Raw genomic sequence first — 26,123 nt, 5'->3', positions numbered from 1 at the left:
GATTTTGCTCCGACGGAGATCCTGGGCTTGGATGTGGGAAAGCGTTGGCAATGAAGGCTAAAGCCGAACCATCCGCAAATCTTTGAAAGCCGCCGCATTTCAATTTCGTTGTAAGTTACCTTGCATTGAAACAGCCTCACGAGCGACAATAGTGAACACAAGGAGAGTTGCGCGTGGCACGCAAGAAACGGCTGCTGATGATTTTGGGCGCTGGCAGTTCGGTGGCTTGCGGAATGCCCAGCGTCGCTGAGATCAACACGTTGATGGCTAGTTGGGCACGCGAATTTGCCGAGACTTGGCAATTTACCAATTTTTATGATCGAGTTTGGCGTGCGCTCGAGCGTCATCTCGCGTCCGGCTTCCAATCCGCCCGGCAATCGCCCAATTTCGAGCGAGCGCTTGGCGATCTACTCGCACTCATGCACTGGGTCCGGCCCTCGCCCGAAGGCAGCGCGCTCGCGACGCTGTTTGAGCAGACCCAGCCGCCGCCTAACCTGTCGTTCATCAATTCCGATCGCTATGGTCCCTATATCGAGGTCAAGACCATGATCGCCCATCTCGCGGCAAGGCTCGCGTGCGAGATGCGTAAGCGTTGCATAGCGATGCCAACAGATCTGCGAGCGTTGGAACAATGGCGTGCGATGCTGCGAGCGTTGCGAGGTCGCTTCGATGTTGCTATCTACAACCTCAACTACGACACGGTAGCTCTATCCGGCTGGCCCGACGCATTCACGGGGTTTGATATCGATGGACGGTTCGATCCGGCCGCCGTCTATCGCCGGGACTGGGAAGGTATTTTTCACCTTCATGGTAGCGTCCATTTTTCGCTCGCCAACTCATTGGGCGACCACATCGTCTGGCGCAACGATCTGAAGGGCGCTTTTCTCGATAGTAACGATCGCTTTGCCGACTACGGCAGCGACGGCAAGGACTTCCTCCCGACGACATTAATTGCGGGTGGATTCAAGCTCGATCAGCTCCTGACCGAGCCCTTCCAGGCCTATCGGGCAGCGCTGACCCGCGACATCGCCCTTGCCGACGCCATCATGATCGGCGGTTATGGCTTTGGCGATACCCATGTGAACCGTGCACTGTGCTGTGCACTCGCTCTCTCCCGCGCGCGTCCGCCAGTGCTCGTACTCGACTGGGCTGGTCCGCAGACTGAGCCAATGGACGTCCGGCAGGACGCTTGGGCTCGTGAACTGAGGCAAGCGCTCTTTGCATCGAGCCCTTTTGTTGGCGCAGGTACGAGCGTGATCGAAATGCCCGCCGTACTCGCTGAGCAGGGTCGGTGCGAGGTCTCCAGTGCGCATCGCGTCGCGATCTGGTATGGAGGGTTTGGTGATGCGGCACCGCTAATCGATCGGCTAACTCATTGGTTGCATTAGGGCGGTGGTGAGGATCAACGGTGTTGTCTCGGCGAACCGCCGCTCTGATCCGTTGAATGGAAGTCCCGGTACCGGTCGCGTGCGGACAAAAAATCTGCCGAGAAGCAGAAATAGCCAGAACGACTGCATTCTCAACCGGCAAGCGACAGCCAGATATACCACTGGCGCGGGGTTTCCTTATGCGCCACGGTTATAAACCCTTGTCGTGCTGAGCCTCCAAATCTTCAAAAAACCGCTTCACCTCGGCATCGCGCATTGAACTCTCGAGTGATTGCGCCATCCTTTCGAACAGCGTCCCCATCTTGCGAAGATAGTCCTGATCAATGTCGGTATGTTTGTTCCCGTCCTTGTCATTGCCGTTTCGGTGGACGCAATCGTGACGCTTATTGACCGACTTCATAAGTAAGGAGCGGTCGATCTTGTCGTGCGGGAGGATCGCCCTTCCAAAGGCTGTTTCACAGATCCAGTTCACGAGAGTTAGGCTGTGGAACGACAGTCCTTGTAGCGTGGTCTTGACCATCTCTCGCACGATGTCCGGCTTGTCGAGGACGGTCTCGAGGCTGATCTGCTTGTCCTTCAGGCCATCGAGCTTCAACATGCGTCGCTGCACTTCCGGGTCGCCAAGCGCGGCCCCGATGATCGCGTCGGAGAAGTAGGCCTCCCCGATCGAGTAGAGCGTGCCGAAAAGCATGCGATTCCGGCTGCTGGCGCCGCTAGCTTCACCTATCGCGCTTACATTGGCTCGCCACTCTTGCATCGCATCCAGGAAGATGCCATACGCTCCCGGTTCTGGTAGCGGCTCATCCCAGTCATCGTCAGAAATGTCAAGCATGCTCACTGAAACTTTGACATCGTGATGCTGTTCGAGCTGACCGGAATAAAATCCACCCTTCTTCCGAAGCCGGACTGTCCATTCGTGGTCTGTCTCGGGGTTGAGGCACGATACCTCCTCGATATGGTCATCCTCGTCCCCGGGAAATTCAAGAAAAGCTGCGGACGGATGACCGCACACGGGACAAAGAAAACCGACCTCGACGTGAACTGGCTCCGCGGACCACCTCTCAATCATCAGCTCGCTCATCGATCCCATGCTGCACTCCGATTTCTGACTCCGGTTCAGCCATTAACACGCATGGCCCCAAACATGAATTCCTGCCGGCGGTTGCGCCGCGCGGGAAATCGGCGAGCATCACTCGTAAAACGACTGCGTGTCCACTGTGAAATCGATGATACAAATCCCGTACGGGTCGATGTATCCCTGCACCTCTCCGCGAAACGACATGGACGTGGGTGCAGTTTCCTTGTCATAGGAGAGCTCGACCGAAGTCTCCAGTGAAGCCAGAAAATCGATTTTTGTCCGGTCTTCACTAGGTCGCACAGACAGATCGTAGGGATGCACGCCTTCCAACCTTGTCTGGGATGACAACGAATCGAGATCACCCCAAGCGCGGTACTTTTCGGGCGACGTCGTGAGCTCCTCTTCGATGAAGGCACGAATCTCCTCTCCATAGAGTTCAACCAAGTCTTCCGCCGCCAACTCGACCGCCAACTGTATCTGCTCCTCATTGGTCGGCTCGTACCGTTCCGCGTAGAACCTGAACGCAAACAATGACGGGCCCTCACCGTTCCTGACCTTAATTAATTCGCGGCATAGCTGCGCAGTTTGGACCGGCTTCAATGCCGCAAGCGTCTTAAGCGCTTCTTCGAATGCATCGAACTCAATTTCTCCATACGCAAGCTCTTGTGCCGCCTGGCCTGGATCGTTTCTTTCGAGTAGTTGGGCGAGTGCGCGATCTATCGTCCTCGAGCTGGCTTGGTCGTCAGGCCAAATTCGCTCTCCGCTTATCCAGCGATCATCGACATGGTATGCCTCGATGACGGTTTGGATCTTCTTGTAAATCGCCGGCGGAACTAAAATTCTCAGCGACTCCAACGCCTGCGGCAAGCTGCTTAAGCGTTGGTAGGCGGTATAGCTAGCGGGCAAAAAGCGCTTCACGAGGCCGACGTTAGAACCATTTAGCAGGAGATGTTCCAGTTCATGTCGATCCCAGATCTTAGTCTCCATCTCACCTTGCTCATTTAATGTATCAAGCAAAGATTTGAGGCCGGTGCTTACCGTCGTTGTTGTTACAAGAAGAAAAGCATCTGCTTTGTGTTGGGCAATTTTGTCTGATACAGAGCCGACCTCCGCCTCAGATACTGATCTTCCTGACCTTGCAAAGTCCTTGCAGCTAACAAGCCATCGCAAGCTCCGCGAACCGATCGCACCCTTCCGGCTTTCCGTAAAAAATAAATCTCGCCCCTGGTCTGCTCCGCGACCGGACCACTCGGGGTTAAGACCGAGCAGCTTTCCAAGCTCTCGAACAAGAGCTTCGAGATCCTCCCCAGCTGGCGAACTGGATTTGGAAGCGGAAAGCTCTGTAAAATCTAAAATGGGCATCAGATCTCCCAGTAATTATGCCAGTCTGCTAATCCTTTATTTCATAAGTGGAACATGCAAGCGTTTCATAGTGTCCTACGGATTGTACTCGGTAGATATCCACGGCAGCGTTTCGCATTTCCTCAAATTGAGATAGATGTAGCCATTTACAACCGAGCCGATTACCAGACATGGATGATCCAACTCCTGCATCAAAACCGAACTCGTCACTTGTGCCGGCGGATTTGACCGATAGCTTGCCGCCTGATCGATTGCTGCTCTACAGCCTGCTTTGGCACATTGAAATCTGGATGAGGGAGATGGTGTACGTTGAGCTATCTGCTCGGTATGGCGTGACTTGGCCAACGTACATCCAGGGAAATGAAGCAAGGGCAAAGGCCAGCGACAGTCGGTTAACGCATATGCCGACGAGGGAGAAACTAAAGCTAAGCTACGTCCTCTTCTCAAATTTGCAGCGGACGATCAGCAAACACTGGCGGCTGTTTCACCAGTACCTTCCTCCAAAAGATATTTGGAAGGCAAGATTGAGCGAAGTCGATCAGATCAGGAACAGGGTCGCCCATTTCCGAATTGGGCATGAGGGGGATCTGCACCGTGTTCGCCAGTTGGTGAACGACATGGACGCCGGATTTTGGCACTTTTGCACCTCTTATAACAATCCGATTCCCATCCTTGATCCCAGCAAGGATCCCGTCGCGAAGCGCTTTGCTGCTCTTGATCCTTTTCCTTGGGCTGAAGTTGAGCCGAACACGTTCGCGCAAATCGGACACGCGCCCCACGATCTTTCCATGGCCGTGACTGTTGGCGTGTTAAGGAGGCCATGGCTGCGTGCCAAACAGCCGCAATCGATAATGGGACGACCCGGCTTTCTATATGATGTCAGCCTTGTGGCCCGAAATAATAGAATATTTGATTACCCTGAATTTCTACGGTCGACGCGCCGCCTGCACACGCGTGTCTGCCACATATGCCTCGACACGACCCGTGGCAGGATCCGTCTCACGGTACCGAGTATCTCTGGTAAAGCGGTCGTACTGCCTCTACTGGAGGAGCTTGTCGAAACAGCTCTGCGCTGCCTCCGCCCTGATTTCGGTCGTCGAGACTTTGCGAATTTTGATACTGATGTGTCGGCAATTCGTTCAGCGGTCGACAAGATCGCGCTGGAATGGCCGGAGTATGTCCTCGGACCAACCAATCCGCTCACGTTTCTCGACCCGTCGATGCCCTGCAAGTTTTTCCCACAGGTTTGACAACGTCCGAACAAGGGGTTGGCGGCAATGAGCATCTACTCTATCACAAAGGGAGCGCATCAGTTGCACTCGGCAATGCGATCGCCTAGCGAGCGGGGTGCGCTGGCTGGCTGCGAAGTGAATGGGGTGAAAATGGGGATACAGGAACCGACAGGTCGTAAGCTGCTAGGTCAGTTTTTCACCCCCGCTTTCGAAGCGAATTCCATCGTTTCCTGGGCTATTCGTTCCGGACATGAATACATCCTCGAGCCGAGCGTCGGAGAAGGAGGGCTCCTACTCCCTGCGCTGACACATGCACGTACACTACATCTTACGCCCGGCATCCGGGCCATAGCATGTGACCTAGACAAGTCAGTCATCGACGGGCTCCGTACGACGGTTGGCCCTGAAGTCGATTTGATTCATTCGGACTTCTTCGCGCTCGACCCCGAAACGATTGCGCAAGTCGATGTGGTCTTGGCCAATCCCCCGTTTACGCGAAACCACCAGCTCAGTGCCGAGGATCGAGCACAGCTCAAGAAGCGATACCCAATTAAAGGAGCAGCAGGCCTCTGGGTATATTTCGCCTTACATGCACGTAAATTCCTGCGGCCGGGCGGCAGGATGGCGTTTCTCGTGCCCGCCGCCGCGAGCTTTAGTCGGTATGGCGAAGATCTTCTGCTCCAACTGAAAGACGAATTTCGTGAGCTCTCACTGCAGGAACTTCCGAAAAAACCTTCGTGGATTGGATCGGCGGATGAAAGGGGTGTGCTGGTTCTAGCCGATGGCTATCGGGCTGGACCCGCCCCGGCGATCACTCGTGGTGTCTGGCGCTATGACGGAGTCGCGCGTGGCGGACTAAGTCGAGCCTACGCTAAGACACCGGCATTCGAAGCACTGAAGAAGGCCTCTAGACCTCTAGGGGAGATCGCCGACCTTGCTATTGGTCTGGTGACAGGCAGGAACACTGTCTTTCTCCTAAATCAGCAAGACATTGCAAGATATCGGATTGATCAAAACGACCTCACTCCTGTTATCACACGCGCCAAGCACGTCCGGGGGATTGTTATCGACAAGACCGATCTCTGCGGCCTCGGTGACCAGGGGGAGAAAACGTGGATGCTTACTCCCCAGGAGTTAGGTGAGCGCGGTGGCGGTGTTCGTTCAAGATTGGCTTTGATTAGTGCAAGCACAAGGCGAGAAACGTTGTGGCTCAATAAGAGGTCACCTTGGTGGAAGGTCGGCAAAACCGGGCGCTGTGATGCCGTTTTCACCTATATGAATGACAAGGGACCTCGCTTAGCCTTGGTTGAGGACGGTATTTTCTGCACCAACACCCTGCATCAGGTCACCTTCAAACAAGCAACTAGGGAATGCGACCGGCTATCGGCAGTCGTTTCCATCCTGTCGACTTTTGGTCAGTTGTGCGCCGAAGGGATCGGGAGAGGATATGGCGGCGGCTTGCTGAAGTTCGAACTGCAGGAGGCGCGACTGATGCCTATCCTCATACATGCCGACGGTGTGGCGTCCGAGGCGATTTTCGCTATCGACAAGAAACTTCGCTGCGGCCAACCGGACGAGGCTCGGCGCCTTGCCGACGCTGCGATACTTCCAGCGATCCTTGGTGCCGAATGGCGCCGCGCCGCGCGTGAGCTCGAGGAAATGCTTGAATACGTCCGAGGCGCAAGGCGGCGCGGAGAAGCTCGCCAATTTGAGTATGGCCATGACTGAGAACGTCACTTTTCATGCCGATGCCGCGATCATAAACCGGCTTGGGCGCGAGCTTGTCGCGAAGCAGGAAACAGCCTTGGTAGAGTTGGTGAAGAACGCCTACGACGCCGATGCTACCTCTGTTATCGTCTCGTTCGACGGTCGAGGGGGGCCGGGCGCCGTCCTATCGATTCAGGACAATGGCATCGGTATGTCGCGAGATGATATTGTGAATGGCTTTCTGCGGCTCGCTTCTGATCTAAAGGTCCTCGAGCCCAAGTCCCCATTATACAAGCGCACTAGGGCCGGTCGAAAAGGAATTGGCAGGTTTTCAGCGCAGCGCCTTGGGAACCGCCTTGTGCTAACCACACAGGTCGAGGGTCAACCGTCGTCGTGGCAGCTCATCGCCGACTGGAGCCAGTTTACTTCCGGCAAGCGCCTCGATGACATATCCGTCATTCTCAAGGAGTTGCCGGCCACTGCGCCAGGGACAACGTTGAGGATCGAAGGGCTTCACGACGACTGGACACCCGGCCAGATTCGAAGCTGCTGGCGCAGCGTCCTCGCCTTGCAGCAACCCTTCCCGGTAAAACCTGTAATGGACTCAGCGATCGATCCCGGATTTTCAGTCGAGTTTCGTGACGGAGGCGGCCTGTTCCAAGACGAAACGGTTGTGGCCAACATGCAGACTGAGATCCTTGATCATCTGCCCGTTATCATAGAGATGAGGGTGGATCATGAAGGCAAGGCTTCATGGAGAATAACAAAAAACGCGTTCGGCGAATTGCGTTCCTGGCGTCCCATCCATCACGATGCTCGCGACAACTCCGATCCGCCAGCTTATTCGTCTCTTCGTGATGTAGCGATGAAAGCCTACCATGTTATTCTTGAGCCAAGCCTCCTTCCGAGTGTGGTCTTCACGCGCGTCAGAGATATCCTTTCTCGTGAGGGCGGTATCAGGCTTTACAGAAACGGCTTCAGGGTGACGCCCTATGGCGAGCGCGATGACGATTGGCTTGGGCTCGACGAAATCTACAGTCGTCGAAACTACCTTGCAAACCTTGCAAATCGACATTTTTTCGGCGTTGTGGAAGTTTCTGATCCGGAGGGTGTTTCCTTTGAAGAGCATACCTCAAGGGAAGGATTGATCGAAACTCCGGCGTTTCGTGAGCTCCGAGATCTCACCTCATCGGTCTTGATCACTGCTGCCACCGAAATTCATGCTGACCGCGGCCGCAAAACCAAGACCAACGCTCCTTCACCAAGGCCAGAAGTCACGACCGCACTTTCCGAAGCGCGCGCGGCGATGCGCGCGGCGCGCGAGGCGGCCGAGGTAATTGCAAACTCTTCACCTGATCCTGCACCTGCAATGCTCCTCGTCGAAAGTGCCGCAGCTGCTGAAAAGATATTCGAGCAGCAAGAGATTATCATAGCGACTGAGCAACGCCGCGTTGCCGATGAGATCGCAATGATGAGGCTTCTCTCTTCCCTAGGTATGACAACTGCCGAGTTTAGCCATGAGACGGGAATGGCGTTCGAGGCCTTCCGATTGGACCTAGAGCGCGTGTTCGACGTGGCAATCGCAACAAAGCGGGAGGACGATAAGTTCCTTGCCTTGGCATCCCGGGCACGAGAAGCCTTGGTTCGTCTGGACACGTTGACAGGCTACCTAAACGCTACTGTCGCTAGCCGGGCTCTTCGCGAAATTCATCCTGTAAGCCTTAGCAAAGCGGTTGAGGACTTCGCACGTGGTATACGGGCACACGCTGAAACCCAGTCCACAACGATCGAGATAGAAACGCCACCATTGGATCCCCTGTATACCGTTCCAATGCATGAGGCCGAGCTCGCATCGGTTCTTCTAAATTTTCATACCAACGCATTGAAGGCGATGAAGCGCACCAGCAACAAGCGGAAGATACTCGTTACGGCGGATCGAGACGCAGAGGACAAGCAGGTTCGCCTACGGTTCTGTGACACCGGGGATGGCATTCCTACAGAGATGCGGGAACGGATATTTGACGCTTTCGTGACACGACAGAGCGCGCCAACTTCGAGCGCATCCGACAATGAACACGCTCAAGGCACTGGCTTAGGTCTCTGGATAGTAGAGCAAATCGCGGCCAACGCCGGTGGCAGCGTGGCGGTCGTCGATCCACCTAAAGGGTATTCAACATGCTTTGAGCTTCTTCTGCCCGAGGAGAGCGACAATGCTTGATAGAGACCAGGTCGAAGGAAAGTGGCTCTTTGTCGACGATGAGGAGGCGAGTGCTGCCTCGTACCGCGATGCATTTGCGCAGGCATCTGAGCCACTTGAAATCGTCGTCACTCGGCCATCGATGGGCCGCGAACTGCTCTTAACCGGCGCGCATCCGAAGGGCGTTCTAATGGACGTTGAGCTCTCTGGGGAGGCCGGTGAGCACGGCACTGGCCTGGGCTTAGCACAAGACATCCGGGCTCTGCAAAAATCTGGCGGGATACCAGAATACCCGGTTATTCGGTTTGCCAACGCTCAGCCGATACAGAAGAATGTTTCAGGAGATCCAGCTAGCGACGACCTTTTCGACGACAAGATCAACAAGGCCGAGGTCAGCGAGCGCCGAGACGAATTCGCCCGTAGGATTGTCGGTGTGCGAACTGTCTATGAAGGCCTGCTCGCGTTTGAAAAGGGTAAACTCGATTTCAAGCAGCTCTTCAACGTTGACGATCAGCGCATTGAGGAATGGCTTCACCCAGGTTTGCTCGCTCGATTGGAGGACGGACATTCGCACGCTACACACGTCGCTGCTGGAGCGTTCATTCGCTCATTTCTTGGACCGCCGGGCCTCCTTGTAAATAAACACCTGCTGACAACGCGGCTAGGTGTTGATTCGGAGAGTGCTGCGAAAAACTGGGATGCTATTGCTTCGTTTGCTGACGAATTCACTTATACTGGTTTAGGATACCGATTCTCGCCGCGCTGGTGGGCGCGCGGCCTTGAGCTCGCGTGGATGTCGCTAAAGAGTGCAGCGAGTCCTTTAGCATCCACCCCTTCGGAAGAGCGTGCCGCAATTCTTTCGAAGGAGCTGGGTGTTGAACTGACCGCTCTTAAGATGCCTCCTATGAGCCCTGGTGATCGTCCATGGCGGTGGTGTCAACTGAGCGTCGAGCGAAATCCGCCTGAGTTTATGCCAGTCGATCCGAAATACGGTGTGCGCATCACGCCGCGGGCAGATTTGGCACCATGGGTTGATCCACTGTATGCGTCCATTGGGGTTGCGCTCCGAAACAAGGACGATCGACGGTTAAACCGGCGTGATCTCGATCGGTTAGCGGCGGAGCTGCGATAACCGTGCTGGATTCGATTATTGAAGATTTCATCGAGCTTCAAAACCCACTTCGTCGGGTTCCTGAAACAGAGACGATCGCGGACGCAATTGCTGTTCTGGACGGCTCTTTTCGAGCGGCATCTCGCAACGGGAAAATGCTTACGGGTATCGTGCCGATGGTCCCTCCTCGGCAAGGTATTCATCCTCCCAATACCAAGTTGATCGACGCCAGTGTTTCGTTTCGCTTCGGAAGCTCCATCTCAAAAGACAGCAAGATCGAAGACGTGTTTTCCGAAATGCAGGTTTGCGTTCGCGGTAAATTGCCAATCGATGGCGGATTTGCGATATTGGAGGATCACTGGAGAATTGATACCCAGGCCAACGAAAGTGGCAATCCTCCGAAGGAATCCCATCCTCTATTTCATTTTCAAAGAGGGGGACATGCGCAAGACGCTTTTGCCGCTGTACCTGGGTTTGCGCCGGGACCGGACCTGAAAAACGCGGGTCTCGAATGGAGGGGCCTAATGCAAAACCCTGGCCCAAGAATACCCGTTGTCCCAATGTGCCCTTCTGCAGCAATCAACTTTGCGCTGGCTCAACACGATGGCACCGTTTGGCGAAGGCTTATGAACGATCCGGACTACTTCAATCTTATCGAGCGTTGCCAGAACCGCCTGTGGACGATGTATGCCGATGCGCTACTAGATGAGAAGCGGAGACGAATGCTTCTGGGACATTTCATACACTAGTGAAATTGGCAGGTCAGCAGGCAACCTATAGTATTCTCCGTAGCCGAAACCTTTTCCTCCCTTCATCTCGTTGGCCTTAAGATCTTAGAACCGCCAATAAGATCCGGCGCTCTCAGTCGCTATCCGGCCATCAGTGAGTCGACTCGCCCCCTCGGCCAGAAGGCTGAGGAAGAAGGGCGTCACTTCTCGTGCTCGATATGATCGGTAGTGCGAAACTTTACCGCATCGATGGATTTCAAGCTTGGACCTTTGGTGTCCACCAGCGGAGTGAGGGACTCCGTCAACATCTGTTCGAACCTCCGATGAAACTCCGGATTTTCGATCCTCTGGAGTGCCTTTAACCCCTCCTGGTAGTTCTTGATGGCCATCGCTAGCGCTTTTTGCTCTTCCTGAGATGCTTCCGCATGCTTCTTCCTATTAATCGCGTCTCGACACATTACGAATTCGAGCGCACCTAGTGCCGCTTTGAACGTTTTCTCGGAAATAGAGGACGCGACTCTGACAACGACTTCCACGGGGCTGTTGTACTTAAAACTGATCACGTCGTTTTCGAAAGTGGGCATTTTCAAACCGCGCTGCAATGAAGCGGAGGACAAAGCGACTAGGGTTAAGCCGAGGTCTCCGGTCGGCAGTTTCATGGCACCCAACTCGTCGTCCAAATCGACCATGGCCTGCATAATTTGCAATTCGATCGCAAATTTCTCGAGGTTCGTAAAAAGCTCTCCGACATTGAGTGCTCTCCACTTCGAGGGGGGTTCCGAGAAAGAGAATCTAAGTATCGTCGCCACTTCATCGTGTTTGTGCTCAAGCAGTTCCATCTGTGTCCCCTTGCGATACTGAGAATCCATAGCAAAGTTAGAAACCCATCCATACAGATTTTGCGGCCGTCCACAGCGGAGACACGATGCGAGCCTTATATGGGCCGCAACCGCTAGGCGAGTTCGGTAGAGGCCGCAATATCGGAGTGGACGCAATAGAGCTCGATGCGGTCACACTGGTTTGCTCATTTCATTGCTATAGATTGCGTGCTAATTGAATAGTCATGCGCCTACAACCTGACTTGCTGCCCAGCCTGCGCTCGTACACGCACGAGGGGAAATATGCCGCGACCCTTAGAGGGCACGGGCTCTATGATGCGTTTCGGTTCGTACTGCGGCTATCGCCCGAGGTTCATCGAAAGATTGCTGAATTGCCGGGCGGTATCGTAAAAAGCCGCGAGGCGGGTTTTGAGCGAACGCAGGCCTTTTCGACCTTTCTGCACGAGACGATTCACTGGTGGCAGCATATAGGCTCCACCTATGGGTTGATGATTAGCCTTACATATCCGACCCAGGCCCATGCGAACTACACGCACCTCAAAGAGCTGCTTCAGAGGAATGGCTTTCAAAAATCGGTTCGCGAATTGTCTTTCTCTCTGCCGGGGCCAAGCACAATCGACAATCTCAGCGGCCTTACGAACCGTATCGTGAACAACCACTTCGATTTCGGCGCTTTCCGTGCGCTGACGCACAGCGTGGACTCTGCAAAGGCCGTCATTCACGACCCCATGTTCGAATCCATCGGGCACGCGCATGAAATTGCCTATGGCAACAACGTCCTTGTGCTGGCCGCCACCGCCGATCCTGATTTCAAGGTTTTGCAGCATCCGAGAGAATGGGAAGAACCTTTTCGTGCCCTTAGCGATGAAAAGGAAACCGGCTTTTATTTCGGATCGCCCGTCGCGCTCTGGGGGATCGGCGCCAGAGAAATATTCGAAGGGCAGGCCTGCTTCGCGCAGATGCAGTACCTTTCGTTCGCTTCGGGAGGCAACCTCGAACTGGACGATTTCAAGGCGATGGGCATGCTTCACGGCGTTTATGAAGCTGCCTTCGAGCTGTTTCTGCAGACCACGCAACTCGACCGGCCAGCATCTGTCATCCACCCGATAGTGGGGCTCTTCCTGCTGGTCTGCGATATGGCGATTAATCCCGGATCAGGATTCCCTTACCCTATATGGCCGCACTACCGCAGCTTCATAACGGACACTGATCCGGGCGCTCGTTTCCTGATGCTGGCGACCCTGGTCCGATTGAAATGCCCCGCGACAGCAACGGCGATCCAGAACTACTCCCGCGAAGAATACGTAGCGGTTACGGAGGAGCTGTCGCTTCATGCATTGAACGCATCTCCTCTGGCTATTGCGGCGACATGCTCGGATTGGGTGAAGGAGGGCGCGCCGCTTCATGGCCTGATGGAGGAGCATCGCAGCTTTAATTTCGAGCCGCGCAATATGCCGGTTCGGTTGCTGTTTTCCCATTTCCTCGCATTCATGCAGGACAAGCGAAAAACACCCGAGTTTTTCTGCTGGCCCGGCGCCTGGATGGCAGGCGACCGGGTGTCGGAACAGTCGGCGGAACTGTTTGACCGCCACGGTGCGCTCTTTGTGGATAAGAAGGATGACGACGGCATTTTCCCACGCCTTGTCTCAGGTCGCGATGAGTCGCTTGTTCAGCAGGTGTTCGAGAGTTTTTACGCGATCAATCGTATGCATCCGAGGTGGGCCGCAGGACTCAATGGGGCTCGCGTGGTAACGTCGGTTCATGGAGATCGATGAGGACAAAATCGACGATACCGTCCTAGCACTGCTGTGGCTGACACTTCACAACGAGCGTTGCGCCTGGAAGGGGTTTGACTGGGCGACCACGGATCGCTTGCATCAGAAAGGCCTGATCGGAGATCCGGTGAACAAGTCGAAGTCGTTGGTGCTGACGGACGAGGGTCTGCGCCGATCCGAGGAGCTGTTTCGCAAGCTGTTTATGCGGCAGCCGATAATGCCGCCGCCTTGATCTTCTTCCACTCCCAGGGCAAGAGCTGATGCAGGCGCGAAACTGGAAGATCAGCGATGCGCGTCAGCACATCTGCAAGCCAGGCTTTCGGGTCGATGTCGTTGAGGCGGGCCGTCGTAATAAGGGTCAGCATGATGGCCGCCCGGTCGGCGCCGCGATCGGATCCGGCGAAGCTCCAATTTTTTCTGCCGCAAGCCACGCCGCGCAGGGCTCTTTCCGCCGCGTTATTCGTCATGCAAATCCTGCCGTCATCGGCGTATCTGGCAAAGTCGGCCCAGCGCGACAGCATGTAGTTGATCGGTTCGATGACCGGTGAGGAGCGTGAGAGGCCCTCCTGTTCCTGGCGCAACCAGGCCTCCAACTCGATGAGCAGCGGCTTGCTCTTTTCCTGGCGCACGGCAAGCCGTTCCTCGGCGCTTCTGCCGTTGATATCGCGCTCGATGGCAAACAACGCATCGATGCGTTTAACCGCCTCCAAAGCCGTCGCCGAGACAGGCCGTGCGCCTTTACCGCGGCGAGCACTGCGAGAGACGTCGGCCAGCTCGAAGAACTTCCGGCGCGCGTGGGCAAAACAGAAAGCCGGCGTCACCGGTATTTGTTTCTTTGTCCGATCGAACAGCGGATTGAAGCCATTATAGCAGTCAGCCTGCAGAATGCCTTTGAACTCGGCCAGATGCTTTTGTGGATGTTCGCCACGCCGGTCGCTGGAGGCGTAGAAGACGGCGGCCGGTGGCGACTGTCCCCCAAAGGGCCTATCGTCGCAAACGTAGGTCCAGATCCGGCCGGTGATGCACTGCCCTTTAGCGAGAATCGGGATAGTGGTGTCGTCGCCATGCAATCGCTCGGCCGCAAACACGTGGGTCTCGATGAGATCGAAGAGTGGCTTGACGGCGGCGCTGACGTAGCCAACCTGGTCGGCAAGCGTCTGGGTGGACAGATCAATTCCCTCGCTGCGGAAACGCCGGCTCTGGCGGTTGAGCGGCTGATGCTCGGAGAATTTGTCGAAGACTATAGTGGCGAGAAGGTTGGGGCCGAGAAAGCCGCGCGGTGTGGCATGGAACGGCGCCGGCGCCTGGCTGATGCAGCCGCACTCCCGGCAAGTAAACTTATCCCGGACGGTCTCGACCACCTTGAAGCGGCGTGGGATCTCCTCCAGCGTCTCGGTAGTATCCTCGCCCAGCTTCGACAGCCGTTCGCTACCGCAATGGGTGCAGGCGCCAGGAGCTTCGATGACGACACGTTCCCGCTCGATATTGTCCGGCCAGGGTTTGCGCACCGGCCGCTTGCGAGTGAAGGCCCGAACGGTCTGGCTTTTGGCAGAGGCCGCTTCGGACGCAAGCTCGTCCTCGGTCGCATCGGCGACCAGCTCTTCGAGCTGCAATTCCATCTGGTCGATCAGCCGCTGGGTGCGCTCCCGGCTCGGACCGTGTTTGTCGCGTTCCAACTTGGCGATCAGCAATTGCAGATGGGCGTTGAGCGCCTCGATGCTGGAAAGCTCTGCCTTGGCTTTGGTCGCTTCGGCCTCCGCCTGCAACCGCGCCTCGCGTTCCGCCAGCAGCGCGGCGTGGGCGCTGGCAAGATCGTCCGGAAGGGAAAGCGGTGGCAATGACATGCAAATTTTAGAGCATATTTCCTGAACAAATTCAATGACGAAGGCGCTCAAACCCGTGTCGGACGCCAGGTTTCCTGCGGCGCCCGCCAGTCGATTCCCGACAGCAAATAAGAAAGCTGTGCGGCCGAGATCGCGACGGCGCCGCCTTCAACATTGGGCCAGATAAACCGCCCGCGCTCCAATTTTTTCGTGAACAGGCAGGCGCCTTGGCCGTCATGCCAAATTAATTTTACCAGATCACCTCGTCGACCCCTGAAGCAGAACAGATGACCGCCCAGAGGGTCATGCTTCAACACCTCCTGCACCCGAAGGGCCAGCGAAGGAAAGCCGCACCGCATGTCTGTATGTCCCGTCGCCAGCCACACCTTGCCCCCCGTTCCCATCGGAAACGGGTTCATCGCAACGTCTCCAGACCACCAATGAGCCGCAGCAGGACGTCCATGTCGACATCCCGACCGACGATCACACGCCGGCCGTTCGCACTCACCACCTCCATGCGACCGGGCGCGGTGACAGAAGGCGGCACAGCGACAGTCGCCGCAGGTGGCGTACTCGCAACATCAGGCTCGGCAACAACGATCGCTGGAACAAATCCGTTCGCCGAGCGGGGGACAAGGCGTCCTTCCCGCGCGGCCCTGCGCCAGGCATTCAACTGCCAGCGCGTGATCCCATGACGCTGCGCCGTGACCGTCACCTGTCGCGGGCCGTTATAACTCTCAGCCACGATCGCCAGCTTCGCTTCATCCGTGAAACGCCGGCGACGCCCGCTATCGACAATCTCCATCCGGCTGAAATGCCCGGTGAGATCATTCGTCAAGTCCATGTGTGAAGCACCGTCTATATTGCCGTCTATATAGACAGAGCATCCACACTCTCACTCACTGCACAATGCGGCCCAACTCGGATGCGTACGATCAATCTTACCTACGACATGACGGATCAATGGATCAGGCGTCCTGGCCCCTTTACCTATAACTATCGATGGCTCAGCCAGAACGGCAGCCATGAGGACATAAAGGGCTTTGCTGACCGGCACTTTGAAATGATCTACGGCGTGAAGCCGGACAGCGTGGTCAATCTGTCTATGTGAAACGAGAGCTATTCAGGCGTGGGAATGAGCACCCTTCTTGTCACGTTTGGTTAGATCTATTCCGATCACAGTGATGTCGTCGATGCCCGGATAGCGCGGCGATAGGTCAACCCATTTCTGTTGGAGAGCCGCGACCAAGCCGTCAAAGTTTACCCGGCCAAGTCCGCCGGGAAGATCCCATTTGGCCTGCTCGCCCCTCTGGACCAGGACAAAAATGCCCCGGTTTGATCTGTTGTCTCGCAGATAGGCGCCACAGAGCTGATTTTCGAGCCGCTCAAAAAGATCGGGTCCGCTCCATTTGTCGGCAAGCTTGAGTTCACCCGGCACTGGGCCATCAAATCCTATACCATGAAAGCGGAGATCGGGCTTCTTGGCATCGGCAAGCTCTTCTTCCTGCGGGATCGCATAGCGGCCAAACGCTTTGTCGCGAAGTTCCTTTCCGATATATTTTCGCATGTCGGTTTCGAGCTTAACGGTTCGCAAGATCGCAGCGATGCTGCTGTCCCCGTTTTCAAGATCGTCTTTCAGATCGTTGAGCCGAAGCACAGCAAGGTCAGCGAGTTCCCGATGGTTGGTCGGGGTTCTCTCCAGCTTGTCGTTAAGCTCTCGCACCCCAGCAGGAGGGATCGCATCCAGATCGCCGTCTTTTTCAGCCCTCTCCTTCGCGAAGCGAGCGAGCCAGGGACGTTCGGGGAACGCTTCCGCAATCTCGTGGATTGCCAGGAATGTCTCCTTCCCTGAGGTCTTCAAAAGGACGTCGACGAGGTAATTACGCGCATCCTGCGCGTTGTCCCTGAGACCGGGCGAGTACACCCCGCTCCCGGCTCGCTCAATATCATCCTCGCGCTTCACGTGTTGACTGATGAGCAAATAGAGGGATTTCAAATAGGAAGGCGTGTGGAAGGCACCTCGGGCCGCACCGTCCTCGCCCCTTCGCCCGCTAAACAAGTGCGTGACATAGTTCATAGCGAATTCGATACGCTTTCGGGTATCAGTGATCGCATCAAGCCGGACGGTGACCGCAGGAATGGCGTCTTGCGGCGCTACACCTGTCCACGCCGCAAACCAAAATGCAGCATTCGTGGAATCGCCGAGAGCGGCGCATTTTGTTGCAGCGAGCCCACCGAGATCGGCATCCGAGATGGACGAGTCCTGCAGGATTTTCAGAAGCTTACCGAGATTGCTGAGATTGGCGGGCTCGACCGTTTGCAGAAGGCCGTAGAGCTGAGGGGCGAGTTGCTCCCAGCACCAATGTCCCGACCAGCTGACATCACCGAGTATGTAGTTTCCGTCGACATCGGCTTTCTCGCTGGAAAGTTCATATCTGATTTCGCCCATCAAAAACGCCACCACTGTAGCGGGATAGGCTTCGAACAATTTTGGAAACCATGTCGGGAATCCGTTGAGCTCAAACGAGGCATAACGGCAGGCTCGTTCGACTTCGGAGGGGCTTAGCCCTGAAGGCCATCCGGCGGTTTCGTGGAACTCTATCTCAAGGCCGACGAGACCGAAAATCGTGGCATAAGACGTCTGATTGTTGGGCGCGCCTTCGGATTGTAGCGTCGGCGCATGGTGCCGCCAGAATTCGACGGCGGAGTCCCGGTAAAAACGAGCAATCGGCTCGCCAAACTTCGCGATTAGCTTACGCCAGTTGTACTCCGTCCATTTTCCGCCGATGTTCCGGTCGTCACGGGTGCAATCAAACAGATAGAGCATGGCGTTAAGCATCTCTCCCGGCTTGGCTTTCTGGGACGCCCGGAGACTTTCCAACTCCTTTTCGAGATAGGCCTTCCACCCCTCGTGGTATTTGGCGCGCGTGGCTTTATGGGCTTCCCGCTGCTTCTTCCACTTCCGCTCCTGGGCCTTCCAACGACGAATTTCAGGTTGGGCGGGCGGCTTCAAAAATGTATTGAGCCTCACCACGAGTTCATCGTTACCTGCCACCAGTTTTTTGAGCTTTTCTCGCCAGACGCGGGGCCGGCCGAAACGGCGGTACAGATCAAATGCCAACGAGAGCGCGACGAGTTTGTTGTCCTGCTCGTTCTGATTTGCGATCTCGCCGCTCACATAGTCGAAATCGGATTCGCCGAAAGCCCAAAAAGTCCCGAAAATTGAGGCGTGCCAAAAATCTGTCAGGCGCTCGCCTTTCTGCAGTGTACTTTCTCGTGTCTGCTGCACCTCGAACCAGAAGAAAGCCCGATTGAGTTCCGCCCAAGACAAAACAAGCTCAGCAAAGTTGGTTTTCTCATCGGAAATTTCGTCGCTCTGATAAGCGCGAGCACCTGAGATCATGCGCATGATGTCGAAGCAGGCAGGCTCAAACGCGCTCGGATGACGCGCCGAGATCAGGCGCTCGACGGCTTTTGAGGCTGAGGGCAGCAGCCACTCAAAGCGCTGCGAAACGTCATTGAGCGGGCGCTTGATCACGGGCGGCTGGCTTAATATTGGTATAAGGCCGACGGTCAGTGCATGAACTACATCGAGAGGAGCACGCTGGACGAAGTTTTTCAGCTGCTCGCTCAAGCCATCTACGCTATAAGGTTCCTTGGGTTGGCTCCTGGCAATGGCGCGCAGGAACCATTCGAGGTTCTCAAGATTCGGGTCGAGATCTTCGACAAGCTCTGCCAAAAGAGTCCTGTTAAGTTCATTTTCCTCTAAGATAAATTCGTCGCGGACTCGTCTCTGATCCGCCTCAGACCCGATAGCTTTGAGCGCTCGAAATGCATTCTGGCGGCTATACTCCTCCGCCCCGTTCGAAAGAGCGATCTCCAATACCTCTGGAAGCGCGCCTTGCAATTGACCCAGCCAAACCATGCGCAAGAGGAAGGACGAAAGATCATCATTGCTCGCGTGCGATCTAATGAGCGCGCGAATGTCATCCGTGAGATCGGCATTTGCGAAGCGCTGAACCGCCGCGTAATCATGGATCGATCGGCTCGACGTCCCAGCGGCAACTTGCGCGCATACATCATGAAGGATTTGTCGGCGGTCTGCGATGGGAAGTTGGCTCGGATCACCACCTTCCAGAGCAATTTCTGGCGCGATTTGCTTGATACGATGTCTGATTTTGTCATCAAGCAGGGCAAGCCACGGCAAAATCGGGCGCAGGGTCGGGGTTACGATTAAAGTCCCATATTGCTCACGGAAGAACATTGCCTCAATTGATCGCCGCGAGGTTTCGCGGGCGAGTAATTTTGCGAACCATTCGGCCGCCAGGTATTCGCGAACCGACCGGTGGTGAAACCTTACCGCACCATAAATTGCCTCATCAAAGATGGGGCGCGCGAGGAGAGCCGCCTGTTGCGCCTCGTCCCAATCGGGAAGTACGGATTTGACTGGAATTCCCTTCGTATTATCCGCCCCATCCGGCACTCGAATTGCCGGATCTTTCGAAAGCGTGGTGGCGGCGGCGAGCAGCATCGCGCCCTCCCGCGCTCGCTCCATTGCAAGGGGACGCACTTCGGCCCGCCCTTGGTCACGTTCGCTAAGCCGGCGTTCAATGCTGTTGCGCATGATCTCCAGCCGGCTGCCAATACGCTCGTTGGTAAGCCAAAATGCTGTCAGGTCTTCGAGATCTTGTGGACGGGTGGTAAAGGACCATGCATCGGCTCTTTCCACAGCATCGAGAAAAGCTTTGGTATTGGTCACGCCACGAGCCGCAATGAAGAGGGCGATCTGCTCTGCGCTGAGATCGCTAAGCGTGACGATCTTGAAGCCAGAAGCGCCGTCATTGCCGTTGTCATGCGTCTCGGTCTTTATCGCTTCTTCAAGGTCGTCGAATTCGGCATCATCTTGTTTCTGGGTCTCCTGTACAGTAACCGGCGGCGCATATGGCAGATGAGCGATGCAGTGCATGAGGTCCGTCTTGGGTCGCCAAGCCGTTGTGCGCCCCGTGATTATAATGTGAACGCGATCCTTCGCCGTTCCAATAAGTGCGCCAAGCTTGGTAATCGCAAGTTCGAAGTCGCGAGGGTTGCGAAGACGCGCTTCGTCTACTGAATCAAGTAAGAGCCAACCTTCATCATTGCCCTCCAACCATGCCGCGAACGCCGCATGCGTTCCCACTTCGAATGCGAATTCAAAGTCGCGGGGAATGTTCTCTAGGCGCAAAAAGAATGCACGCTTACCTTCGTTCCGAAGCGTTTGCGCGATGCTTCGTATCTCTGCGGTCTTGCCAGACCCGGCCTCGGCAAGGATGACCAAACGATATTCGTTGACAAGATTACCCCAGGAAAGGCGATCACCAACGCGGAAGGCGCGGCCCGCGTCGATGCTGTCATCCTCGCTCGCGTATTTTGAAAGCTCGTGAAACGTTCTTCCGAGCTGCACGAAACCGAACGCGAGCGTTTCAGCGGGGAAAATAGATTTCAGCTGGTTCATGACGCTGCAACCTATCATAGGCTGCGACATGAACAGTGGAGAACATTTAAATCACAGGAATGCCAATAGAAGAACGTCGTCGTGAGGGCAGTCGGCTGTCGGGCAGCCGACCGAATTATTTCATCGGAATGGCAGTCTTCAGGGAGCAAATCCCGGCGGTGGATGCGGGTGCCCCTTCTGATAAGTTCAACAAGCTGTAGTTCAGAAGCAGCTCGGCCATGCAGCGTGGAAATGACCGGCAAATTGCAACGCCGGCATGACCGGTTCCGCTTCAATCTCGCAAAGACGCGTGGCTTTAGGAGGCCCCTTCCCCGCACGAGTCCGAGCCCGAAATCAAAATTGCAGGTCAGATTTTCAGCTTACCGTTTCGATTGCCGATTTTACCCCACGCACCACTCGCCCCACTCGCGAGTCGAAGATTCCCATTTTCCACATCATTAACCATATGAATTAACGACGTTCTTTTGCCTTGATGAAGCGAATTCGCCTTTTGCTTCCGTTGCTCGGACGGTGGTTTGCTGGGGCGTTTACTATCGATAACTACCTCTTATCGATGGTAGATTGACAGGGCTCGCGAATCCACCGAATCTGGGCCTAATCCCGCTCCGCAAAGGCCTGTTTCATGGAAGACCGTGTCCGCTTCGCCCTCGAAAAGCTGCTCAACGTCGCCCATGGCGACACCGGTCAGAGCCGACGGGTCGCCAGCTTCCTGCTCGCCTGGTGGAACGCCGATGTGCATGGCGGTTTCGACCTCACAGACCTGGCCGACCTCGATCCAGAGATCTGCGAGGACATGATCACCGTCTTCACCTATATCGCCCGCGAGGAAACGCTTTCCTATCCGGATGCCTACAAGCCGGAGATCGTTCAGATCATTCGCCGCTGGCGGCCGCATGTCGAGGTCGACTAATGGCGGCCCCAAAGAAATCCGCCACCTTGTCCGCCGTCGAGCGCCGCGCCGAAGAACTCGACACCATTGCCGCCGTCTTGCCATTGGAGCGCCGCGACGAGCTCGCGGAGCTGCTGACTGACCAGGATGTCGAGACACTCAAGCATCTCGTCGAACGCGGCATGGGCGACAATTCCCTGAGGGCTCTCACCTCCGATCTCGCCTATCTCGAAGCCTGGGGTCTCGCTGCCACCGGACAGTCCCTGCCCTGGCCGGCGCCCGAAGCGCTGCTGCTCAAATTCGTCGCACACCACCTCTGGGATCCGGAGAAACGTGCGGCCGATCCGGATCACGGCATGCCTGATGACGTCGCCGACAATCTCCGTCGCCAAGGTTTTTTGAAATCCACTGGCCCGCATGCGCCGGCGACCGTGCGCCGGCGGCTGGCGAACTGGTCGACGCTGACCAGATGGCGCGGCCTCGATGGCGCCTTCACCTCTGCTGCCCTCAAATCCGCCATTCGTCTGGCCGTGCGTGCCGTCCCACGGACCCGTCGGCGCAAGAGCGCCAAGGCCGTCACCGGCGACGTGCTGGCAAACCTGCTGGCGACCTGCGCGACCGACAGCCTGCGCGATCTCCGTGACCGGGCGATCCTAATGGTCGCCTTTGCCTCCGGCGGCCGGAGGCGCAGCGAGATCGCCGCGCTACGCGTCGAGCAGCTGACAGTCGAGCCGCCGATCGCGGTGGCCGATGGCCCTCCCCTCCCCTCTTTGGCCATTCATCTCGGCCGCACCAAAACTACGACCGGCGAGCAGGACGACGTCGTTTATCTCACAGGCCGGCCCGTCGAGGCGTTGAATGCCTGGCTGGCGGCCGCCAAGATCGACAAGGGCAGTGTGTTTCGGGGCATCGGAAGATGGGGCACCGTCTCACGGCGGGCGCTGGATCCGCAGTCGGTCAACGCGATCCTGAAGCAGCGGGCGGAGATGGCGGGGCTGGAGCCGGGAGAGTTTTCCGCGCACGGGTTGAGAGCGGGCTATCTGACAGAGGCCGCCAATCGCAGCATTCCACTGGCCGAAGCAATGGATCAATCCCGCCACCGATCGGTGCAGCAGGCGTCGAGCTATTATAACAATGCTACCCGGCGAAGTGGACGAGCCGCGCGCCTGCTATGAAAGGTCGAGACATCCTATCCTGGAACGCATCGGCCCCGAAAGCTATAGTGGCTTGGAAAATGTCCAGCCCGTGCGCTAGTACTTTGGAAGCCTACCATTGTTTTTGAGCTCAGTGATGCACTTTGTCGCGGTCGACGGGGAAATTTTCAGAGCAGCAGCAACCTCTTTGTGTATCCCGGTCGGCCATTGATTTCCCGACGGCATAGCCTTGAAAACCCGCTCAACCTGTAGGGCATGAAACGCTTTATCTCTCCATTCCATGGAAGATTGGAGAGCACCAAACATCTCCGATCTCAACTTCTGGGCCTTTTCGCCTGCCGCGACTTGCGATCTGCCACGTCTGGTACCCCGGATTTTTTTCCATGAACTTGCCTCGCGTTCGCTCTGGTGATGTAGACGGCTCATGAGATTAATAAGCCGTTCAATAGTTCGTCCACAGGCAAGCGCGCGGTTCATCGTCTCAGCGTTCTCGCCATCTTTGAACGCGGCCATGCACGCTTCAAAGGTTTCATTCAGGGCATCGTAGAGCATTGTTAGCGCGGTGAAATTTCCGAAGCTCAGTATTCCCGCCTGGAATGCGTTGAAGGAAAGATAGCTGGAAACCGCCTGTAAAAGTTCGCCCGTGGATTTCAGCTTACGAGCGCGCATTGGACCAGCCTGAGAGATTTCGTCAGCTGCGTCGTGAAGCTGCTGCGTAAAGCTCGACAGGCGTCGCTGCACGTCGCTGCTGTGCAAAAGAAGCAAGAGTGAGGATTGGCGTTCCGACGCCACCCTTCCAATGAGGAGAGCAGTTACCGATATTCCAACCAGGACAAGGACCGAGGCCACGGCCCGACCAACGCCGTGCGGTTGGAGGTCGCCGTATCCAAGTGAAGTAAAGGTGACAATCGAGAAATAGAGAGCATCGCCCACATCATTTGTCTCGATCCCTTGGCCTTTCGGTGCAATTGCGAAATATGTGGTCGATAGAGTCAGAGCGCCAGAGGCGACAAGTGATAGCGCTCCATACCCGAGGCGATCGATGAGCCGGCCGATCGGCGTTTGCATGTTGGGTACGGCATGTGGTCGAAGGCTTCGATCATCTTCAGCGCGGGCGTCGTTCATTTCTGTTCCTTGGATTTTGGCGGACGACATCAAAGCGAAAGGTCTCGCAGATAGCTTGCCTTCGGAAGGACGCCGATTTCCGCTGCTAACGCCGTCCATGCTTGATAGGCTTTGGGCACAGTGCGTGAAGTTCGGAAAGCAACGCAGAGACATCTTGGCGTGGCAAATCAGAGATCGCAAAGAATTTTCGCCCGAAGCCCCCGAACGACGTGCCGATGAATTTCCCTTCCGTTCGATTCTTGATAACAAAACGATCATGAAGGCCGTGCGAGCTGAAATGTCGAGCTTGGCGACCATCTTTGAGAGGACGCATGATCGCCGGCTTTACCTGGCTCATGTATCCGTTGCTGTAGAGGTCGATCCGCTTCGCCGACGCGGGAAAGAGCGATAGGAGGACCTGCGCATAGCTGGTGACATCCGGATAGAGATCAGTTGCGGAGAAGTGCATAAGGTAAGGATCGCAAACCACAATTTCCTCCGAACCCCGGAGCCAGTTTTTCAAATGACTGAGGCCATCTTTCGCGCTATTCAGATTAGCCTTTACGATCAGTTCTAAGACGAAGCGCCCTTCGCCCTCGGTCGCGTCTTCTTCCGCCGGCTCTTTCCGAAGTCTTTCCAGCAGATTGCTCAGCGCACCCGCGAAGTCGCGAGATGTGAGCATACTTGGTCCGGGTTTGCCGCTCTCAATCTGAGCCAGACACGCCTCAAAAAGACTTATGCAATCACGCCGCAAAATCTCATCCATGGTGCCTCGCTCACACCACCGCAACGTAGCCAGTGTTTCCACTACACAGTTCAATCAAAAGGCTAATATCAATTTAACGAGAGGCTCAGGCGAACCTGCGAACCAGGTCACCGGGCTAGCATGGCAAAAATCGCGTAAAATCGGCTCTCAGTGAAGCGGCAGCTCGGCACCGGCATTTTCGGATAGTACTCTAGGCTCTAGGTTTTGATCATCTACGCGCTTGCAAACTACCGTTTATTCATGCCTTCTCCATTTTGGAAAATCGACTTGCAGCCCAAATAATATGTCGATAGAATCGAGTTTCATCGACATAAATTACTGACGTGTCGATGCCATCGACATATCCAATGCGACATGTCGGCAAAATGGGGATTGACCGACATGACGTTCCGCCCTGATCGCCCCTATAACGATCTTCCGTCTCTACCGCCCCGAGAGGACGTCGAAACAAAGGCCGTGCTCAAGGCATGCATCGCAGCAAGGGCCTCGCTGGCTGAACTCCGCGTCTCAGGGCAGCTCATACCCAACCAGTCTGTTCTTATCAACTCGATCCCACTGCTTGAGGCGCAGGCAAGCTCGGAAATAGAGAATATTGTCACCACGACTGACCGGCTTTTCCGCTTCGCCAACGAGCCAGGAGGTCAGGCCGATCCTGCAACGAAGGAAGCGCTTCGTTATCGCACGGCTCTAAGCGAGGGGTTTCAGTCGCTCAGAGAGCGCCCGGTATCAACGTCAACGGCTGTCGCTGTCTGCCGCAGGATCAAGGGGGTTGATCTCGACATCCGCTCAACGCCTGGCACAGCACTGATGAACGAGGCTACTGGCACGGTCATCTACACCCCGCCGGAAGGACAGGAATTGCTCCGGAGCAAGCTTGCAAACTGGGAACGCTACATTCACGAGGCCGAAGAAATAGACCCTTTGGTCCGACTGGCTGTCATGCACTACCAGTTTGAGGCTATCCACCCCTTCATAGATGGCAACGGCCGCACAGGTCGCGTCCTCAACCTCCTCTATCTGGTCGATAAAGGCCTGCTGGACATCCCCGTCCTCTACCTCAGCCGATATATCATCGGCAACAAGCGCGCCTATTATGATCGGCTTCTTGCCGTCACCACGCAAGGCTCCTGGGAGGAGTGGATTCTCTACATGCTCGAGGCTGTACGAGAGACAGCGGACTGGTCAACAGCACGTATTCGCGCCATTCGCGATCTGCTCGATCAAACCGCTGAACGAATTCGCCGCGATCTCCCGAAACTCTACACACGGGAGCTGGCTGAAGTGATTTTCGTCAACCCGTACTGCCGCATTAGCGATCTTGTGCAGGCCAGCATCGCAAAACGTCAGGCGGCATCCGTCTACCTGAAGGCACTCACCGATAACGGCTTGCTTCAGGAAGTGAAGGCGGGACGCGAGAACCTTTACATCAATCCGGCCCTGCTGACGCTTCTCCGCGACCGCCGCCCTGCTTAGGCTGGT

At 56.0% G+C, this 26,123-nt stretch carries 21 protein-coding genes; 12 read left to right on the top strand and 9 right to left on the bottom strand.

Annotated features, from left to right (window positions below; all coding sequences use genetic code 11):
- Positions 1-173 precede the first annotated feature (173 nt).
- On the top strand, positions 174-1,388 hold the full coding sequence (locus FHX10_RS33120) for an SIR2 family protein (protein ID WP_312862941.1): 1,215 nt from the start codon (positions 174-176) through the stop codon (positions 1,386-1,388).
- 190 nt (positions 1,389-1,578) lie between these two features.
- On the opposite strand, the gene FHX10_RS33115 is transcribed toward FHX10_RS33120, so the two are convergent.
- Both FHX10_RS33115 and FHX10_RS33110 read right to left on the bottom strand, forming a co-directional pair.
- On the bottom strand, positions 1,579-2,478 hold the full coding sequence (locus FHX10_RS33115; RefSeq protein ID WP_113231928.1) for a hypothetical protein: 900 nt from the start codon (positions 2,476-2,478) through the stop codon (positions 1,579-1,581).
- Between the two features lie 99 nt (positions 2,479-2,577).
- Entirely contained in the window at positions 2,578-3,828 is a 1,251-nt protein-coding gene (locus FHX10_RS33110) for a restriction endonuclease (protein ID WP_113231929.1), read from the bottom strand.
- A 170-nt stretch (positions 3,829-3,998) separates the two neighbouring features.
- On the opposite strand from FHX10_RS33110, the gene FHX10_RS33105 reads away from it, so the two are divergent.
- Genes FHX10_RS33105 through FHX10_RS33085 form a run of 5 tightly spaced genes read left to right on the top strand, consistent with a single transcriptional unit; the run spans position 3,999 to position 10,824 of the window.
- The gene (locus tag FHX10_RS33105; protein WP_162738154.1) at positions 3,999-5,078 is read left to right on the top strand and encodes a hypothetical protein; all 1,080 of its coding nucleotides are present in this window, start codon (positions 3,999-4,001) and stop codon (positions 5,076-5,078) included.
- A gap of 27 nt (positions 5,079-5,105) precedes the next feature.
- Complete coding sequence (locus tag FHX10_RS33100; RefSeq protein WP_113231990.1) at positions 5,106-6,788, top strand: N-6 DNA methylase; 1,683 nt, start codon at positions 5,106-5,108, stop codon at positions 6,786-6,788.
- Positions 6,724-8,985 carry a sensor histidine kinase gene (locus FHX10_RS33095; RefSeq protein ID WP_162738155.1) on the top strand — a complete coding sequence of 754 codons (2,262 nt, stop codon included), beginning with the start codon at positions 6,724-6,726 and terminating at the stop codon, positions 8,983-8,985. Before FHX10_RS33100 ends, FHX10_RS33095 begins: the two co-directional genes overlap by 65 nt.
- Entirely contained in the window at positions 8,978-10,096 is a 1,119-nt protein-coding gene (locus FHX10_RS33090; protein ID WP_113231932.1) for a hypothetical protein, read from the top strand. The genes FHX10_RS33095 and FHX10_RS33090 overlap by 8 nt, the downstream gene beginning before the upstream one ends.
- 2 nt (positions 10,097-10,098) lie before the next feature.
- Complete coding sequence (locus tag FHX10_RS33085) at positions 10,099-10,824, top strand: hypothetical protein (protein ID WP_113231933.1); 726 nt, start codon at positions 10,099-10,101, stop codon at positions 10,822-10,824.
- 179 nt (positions 10,825-11,003) lie between these two features.
- Here the strand turns inward: FHX10_RS33085 and FHX10_RS33080 are convergent, their stop codons facing one another.
- A complete protein-coding gene (locus tag FHX10_RS33080) occupies positions 11,004-11,642 on the bottom strand; it encodes a hypothetical protein (RefSeq protein WP_162738156.1) in 639 nt (212 codons plus the stop codon).
- A gap of 224 nt (positions 11,643-11,866) precedes the next feature.
- On the opposite strand from FHX10_RS33080, the gene FHX10_RS33075 reads away from it, so the two are divergent.
- Together FHX10_RS33075 and FHX10_RS33070 are read left to right on the top strand one after the other, a co-directional pair.
- Entirely contained in the window at positions 11,867-13,417 is a 1,551-nt protein-coding gene (locus FHX10_RS33075) for a hypothetical protein (RefSeq protein ID WP_184390732.1), read from the top strand.
- Entirely contained in the window at positions 13,404-13,649 is a 246-nt protein-coding gene (locus tag FHX10_RS33070) for a DUF6429 family protein (RefSeq protein ID WP_184390730.1), read from the top strand. Before FHX10_RS33075 ends, FHX10_RS33070 begins: the two co-directional genes overlap by 14 nt.
- Here the strand turns inward: FHX10_RS33070 and tnpC are convergent.
- The 3 genes from tnpC to tnpA are packed head-to-tail and all read right to left on the bottom strand — an operon-like array spanning position 13,618 to position 16,084.
- On the bottom strand, positions 13,618-15,261 hold the full coding sequence (gene tnpC, locus FHX10_RS33065; protein WP_184390728.1) for an IS66 family transposase: 1,644 nt from the start codon (positions 15,259-15,261) through the stop codon (positions 13,618-13,620). The genes FHX10_RS33070 and tnpC overlap by 32 nt on opposite strands.
- Positions 15,262-15,308: 47 nt before the next feature.
- On the bottom strand, positions 15,309-15,659 hold the full coding sequence (tnpB, locus tag FHX10_RS33060) for an IS66 family insertion sequence element accessory protein TnpB (protein WP_184390725.1): 351 nt from the start codon (positions 15,657-15,659) through the stop codon (positions 15,309-15,311).
- Entirely contained in the window at positions 15,656-16,084 is a 429-nt protein-coding gene (tnpA, locus tag FHX10_RS33055) for an IS66-like element accessory protein TnpA (protein ID WP_184390723.1), read from the bottom strand. The genes tnpB and tnpA overlap by 4 nt, the downstream gene beginning before the upstream one ends.
- 81 nt (positions 16,085-16,165) lie before the next feature.
- On the opposite strand from tnpA, the gene FHX10_RS33050 reads away from it, so the two are divergent.
- The gene (locus tag FHX10_RS33050) at positions 16,166-16,351 is read left to right on the top strand and encodes a hypothetical protein (RefSeq protein WP_184390721.1); all 186 of its coding nucleotides are present in this window, start codon (positions 16,166-16,168) and stop codon (positions 16,349-16,351) included.
- Positions 16,352-16,363: 12 nt separating this feature from the next.
- Here the strand turns inward: FHX10_RS33050 and FHX10_RS33045 are convergent, their stop codons facing one another.
- Positions 16,364-20,731 carry an NACHT domain-containing protein gene (locus tag FHX10_RS33045; RefSeq protein WP_113231936.1) on the bottom strand — a complete coding sequence of 1,456 codons (4,368 nt, stop codon included), beginning with the start codon at positions 20,729-20,731 and terminating at the stop codon, positions 16,364-16,366.
- Positions 20,732-21,353: 622 nt separating this feature from the next.
- On the opposite strand from FHX10_RS33045, the gene FHX10_RS33040 reads away from it, so the two are divergent.
- A complete protein-coding gene (locus tag FHX10_RS33040; RefSeq protein WP_113231937.1) occupies positions 21,354-21,641 on the top strand; it encodes a hypothetical protein in 288 nt (95 codons plus the stop codon).
- The gene (locus FHX10_RS33035) at positions 21,641-22,795 is read left to right on the top strand and encodes a site-specific integrase (RefSeq protein WP_113231938.1); all 1,155 of its coding nucleotides are present in this window, start codon (positions 21,641-21,643) and stop codon (positions 22,793-22,795) included. The genes FHX10_RS33040 and FHX10_RS33035 overlap by 1 nt, the downstream gene beginning before the upstream one ends.
- Positions 22,796-22,870: 75 nt before the next feature.
- Here the strand turns inward: FHX10_RS33035 and FHX10_RS33030 are convergent, their stop codons facing one another.
- Together FHX10_RS33030 and FHX10_RS33025 are read right to left on the bottom strand one after the other, a co-directional pair.
- Positions 22,871-23,899 carry a potassium channel family protein gene (locus tag FHX10_RS33030; protein ID WP_162738158.1) on the bottom strand — a complete coding sequence of 343 codons (1,029 nt, stop codon included), beginning with the start codon at positions 23,897-23,899 and terminating at the stop codon, positions 22,871-22,873.
- Positions 23,900-23,984: 85 nt separating this feature from the next.
- Positions 23,985-24,644 (bottom strand): hypothetical protein, encoded by a 660-nt coding sequence (locus FHX10_RS33025; RefSeq protein WP_162738159.1) that lies wholly within the window; start codon positions 24,642-24,644, stop codon positions 23,985-23,987.
- Positions 24,645-25,025: 381 nt separating this feature from the next.
- Here FHX10_RS33025 and fic point away from each other — a divergent pair, with 381 nt between their 5' ends.
- Positions 25,026-26,117, top strand: a complete 1,092-nt coding sequence (gene fic, locus FHX10_RS33020; protein ID WP_113231991.1) for a protein adenylyltransferase Fic — start codon at positions 25,026-25,028, stop codon at positions 26,115-26,117.
- Positions 26,118-26,123 lie beyond the last annotated feature (6 nt).

This window comes from Rhizobium sp. BK591 (assembly GCF_014195045.1).
Lineage (GTDB): Bacteria > Pseudomonadota > Alphaproteobacteria > Rhizobiales > Rhizobiaceae > Rhizobium > Rhizobium anhuiense.
This window is presented reverse-complemented; position numbering and strand designations above follow the sequence as displayed.

Excerpts from the sequence above, each read along its gene's own strand:
- tnpC (WP_184390728.1), bottom strand. The coding sequence starts at position 15,261 with ATGTCATTGCCACCGCTTTCCCTTCCGGACGATCTTGCCAGCGCCCAC.
- FHX10_RS33075 (WP_184390732.1), top strand. The coding sequence starts at position 11,867 with ATGCGCCTACAACCTGACTTGCTGCCCAGCCTGCGCTCGTACACGCAC.
- FHX10_RS33025 (WP_162738159.1), bottom strand. The coding sequence starts at position 24,644 with ATGGATGAGATTTTGCGGCGTGATTGCATAAGTCTTTTTGAGGCGTGT.
- FHX10_RS33040 (WP_113231937.1), top strand. The coding sequence starts at position 21,354 with ATGGAAGACCGTGTCCGCTTCGCCCTCGAAAAGCTGCTCAACGTCGCC.
- FHX10_RS33050 (WP_184390721.1), top strand. The coding sequence starts at position 16,166 with ATGCGTACGATCAATCTTACCTACGACATGACGGATCAATGGATCAGG.
- FHX10_RS33100 (WP_113231990.1), top strand. The coding sequence starts at position 5,106 with ATGAGCATCTACTCTATCACAAAGGGAGCGCATCAGTTGCACTCGGCA.
- FHX10_RS33105 (WP_162738154.1), top strand. The coding sequence starts at position 3,999 with ATGGATGATCCAACTCCTGCATCAAAACCGAACTCGTCACTTGTGCCG.
- FHX10_RS33035 (WP_113231938.1), top strand. The coding sequence starts at position 21,641 with ATGGCGGCCCCAAAGAAATCCGCCACCTTGTCCGCCGTCGAGCGCCGC.
- tnpA (WP_184390723.1), bottom strand. The coding sequence starts at position 16,084 with ATGGACTTGACGAATGATCTCACCGGGCATTTCAGCCGGATGGAGATT.
- FHX10_RS33115 (WP_113231928.1), bottom strand. The coding sequence starts at position 2,478 with ATGGGATCGATGAGCGAGCTGATGATTGAGAGGTGGTCCGCGGAGCCA.
- FHX10_RS33090 (WP_113231932.1), top strand. The coding sequence starts at position 8,978 with ATGCTTGATAGAGACCAGGTCGAAGGAAAGTGGCTCTTTGTCGACGAT.
- FHX10_RS33110 (WP_113231929.1), bottom strand. The coding sequence starts at position 3,828 with ATGCCCATTTTAGATTTTACAGAGCTTTCCGCTTCCAAATCCAGTTCG.
- FHX10_RS33030 (WP_162738158.1), bottom strand. The coding sequence starts at position 23,899 with ATGAACGACGCCCGCGCTGAAGATGATCGAAGCCTTCGACCACATGCC.
- FHX10_RS33045 (WP_113231936.1), bottom strand. The coding sequence starts at position 20,731 with ATGAACCAGCTGAAATCTATTTTCCCCGCTGAAACGCTCGCGTTCGGT.
- tnpB (WP_184390725.1), bottom strand. The coding sequence starts at position 15,659 with ATGAACCCGTTTCCGATGGGAACGGGGGGCAAGGTGTGGCTGGCGACG.
- FHX10_RS33070 (WP_184390730.1), top strand. The coding sequence starts at position 13,404 with ATGGAGATCGATGAGGACAAAATCGACGATACCGTCCTAGCACTGCTG.
- FHX10_RS33080 (WP_162738156.1), bottom strand. The coding sequence starts at position 11,642 with ATGGAACTGCTTGAGCACAAACACGATGAAGTGGCGACGATACTTAGA.
- fic (WP_113231991.1), top strand. The coding sequence starts at position 25,026 with ATGACGTTCCGCCCTGATCGCCCCTATAACGATCTTCCGTCTCTACCG.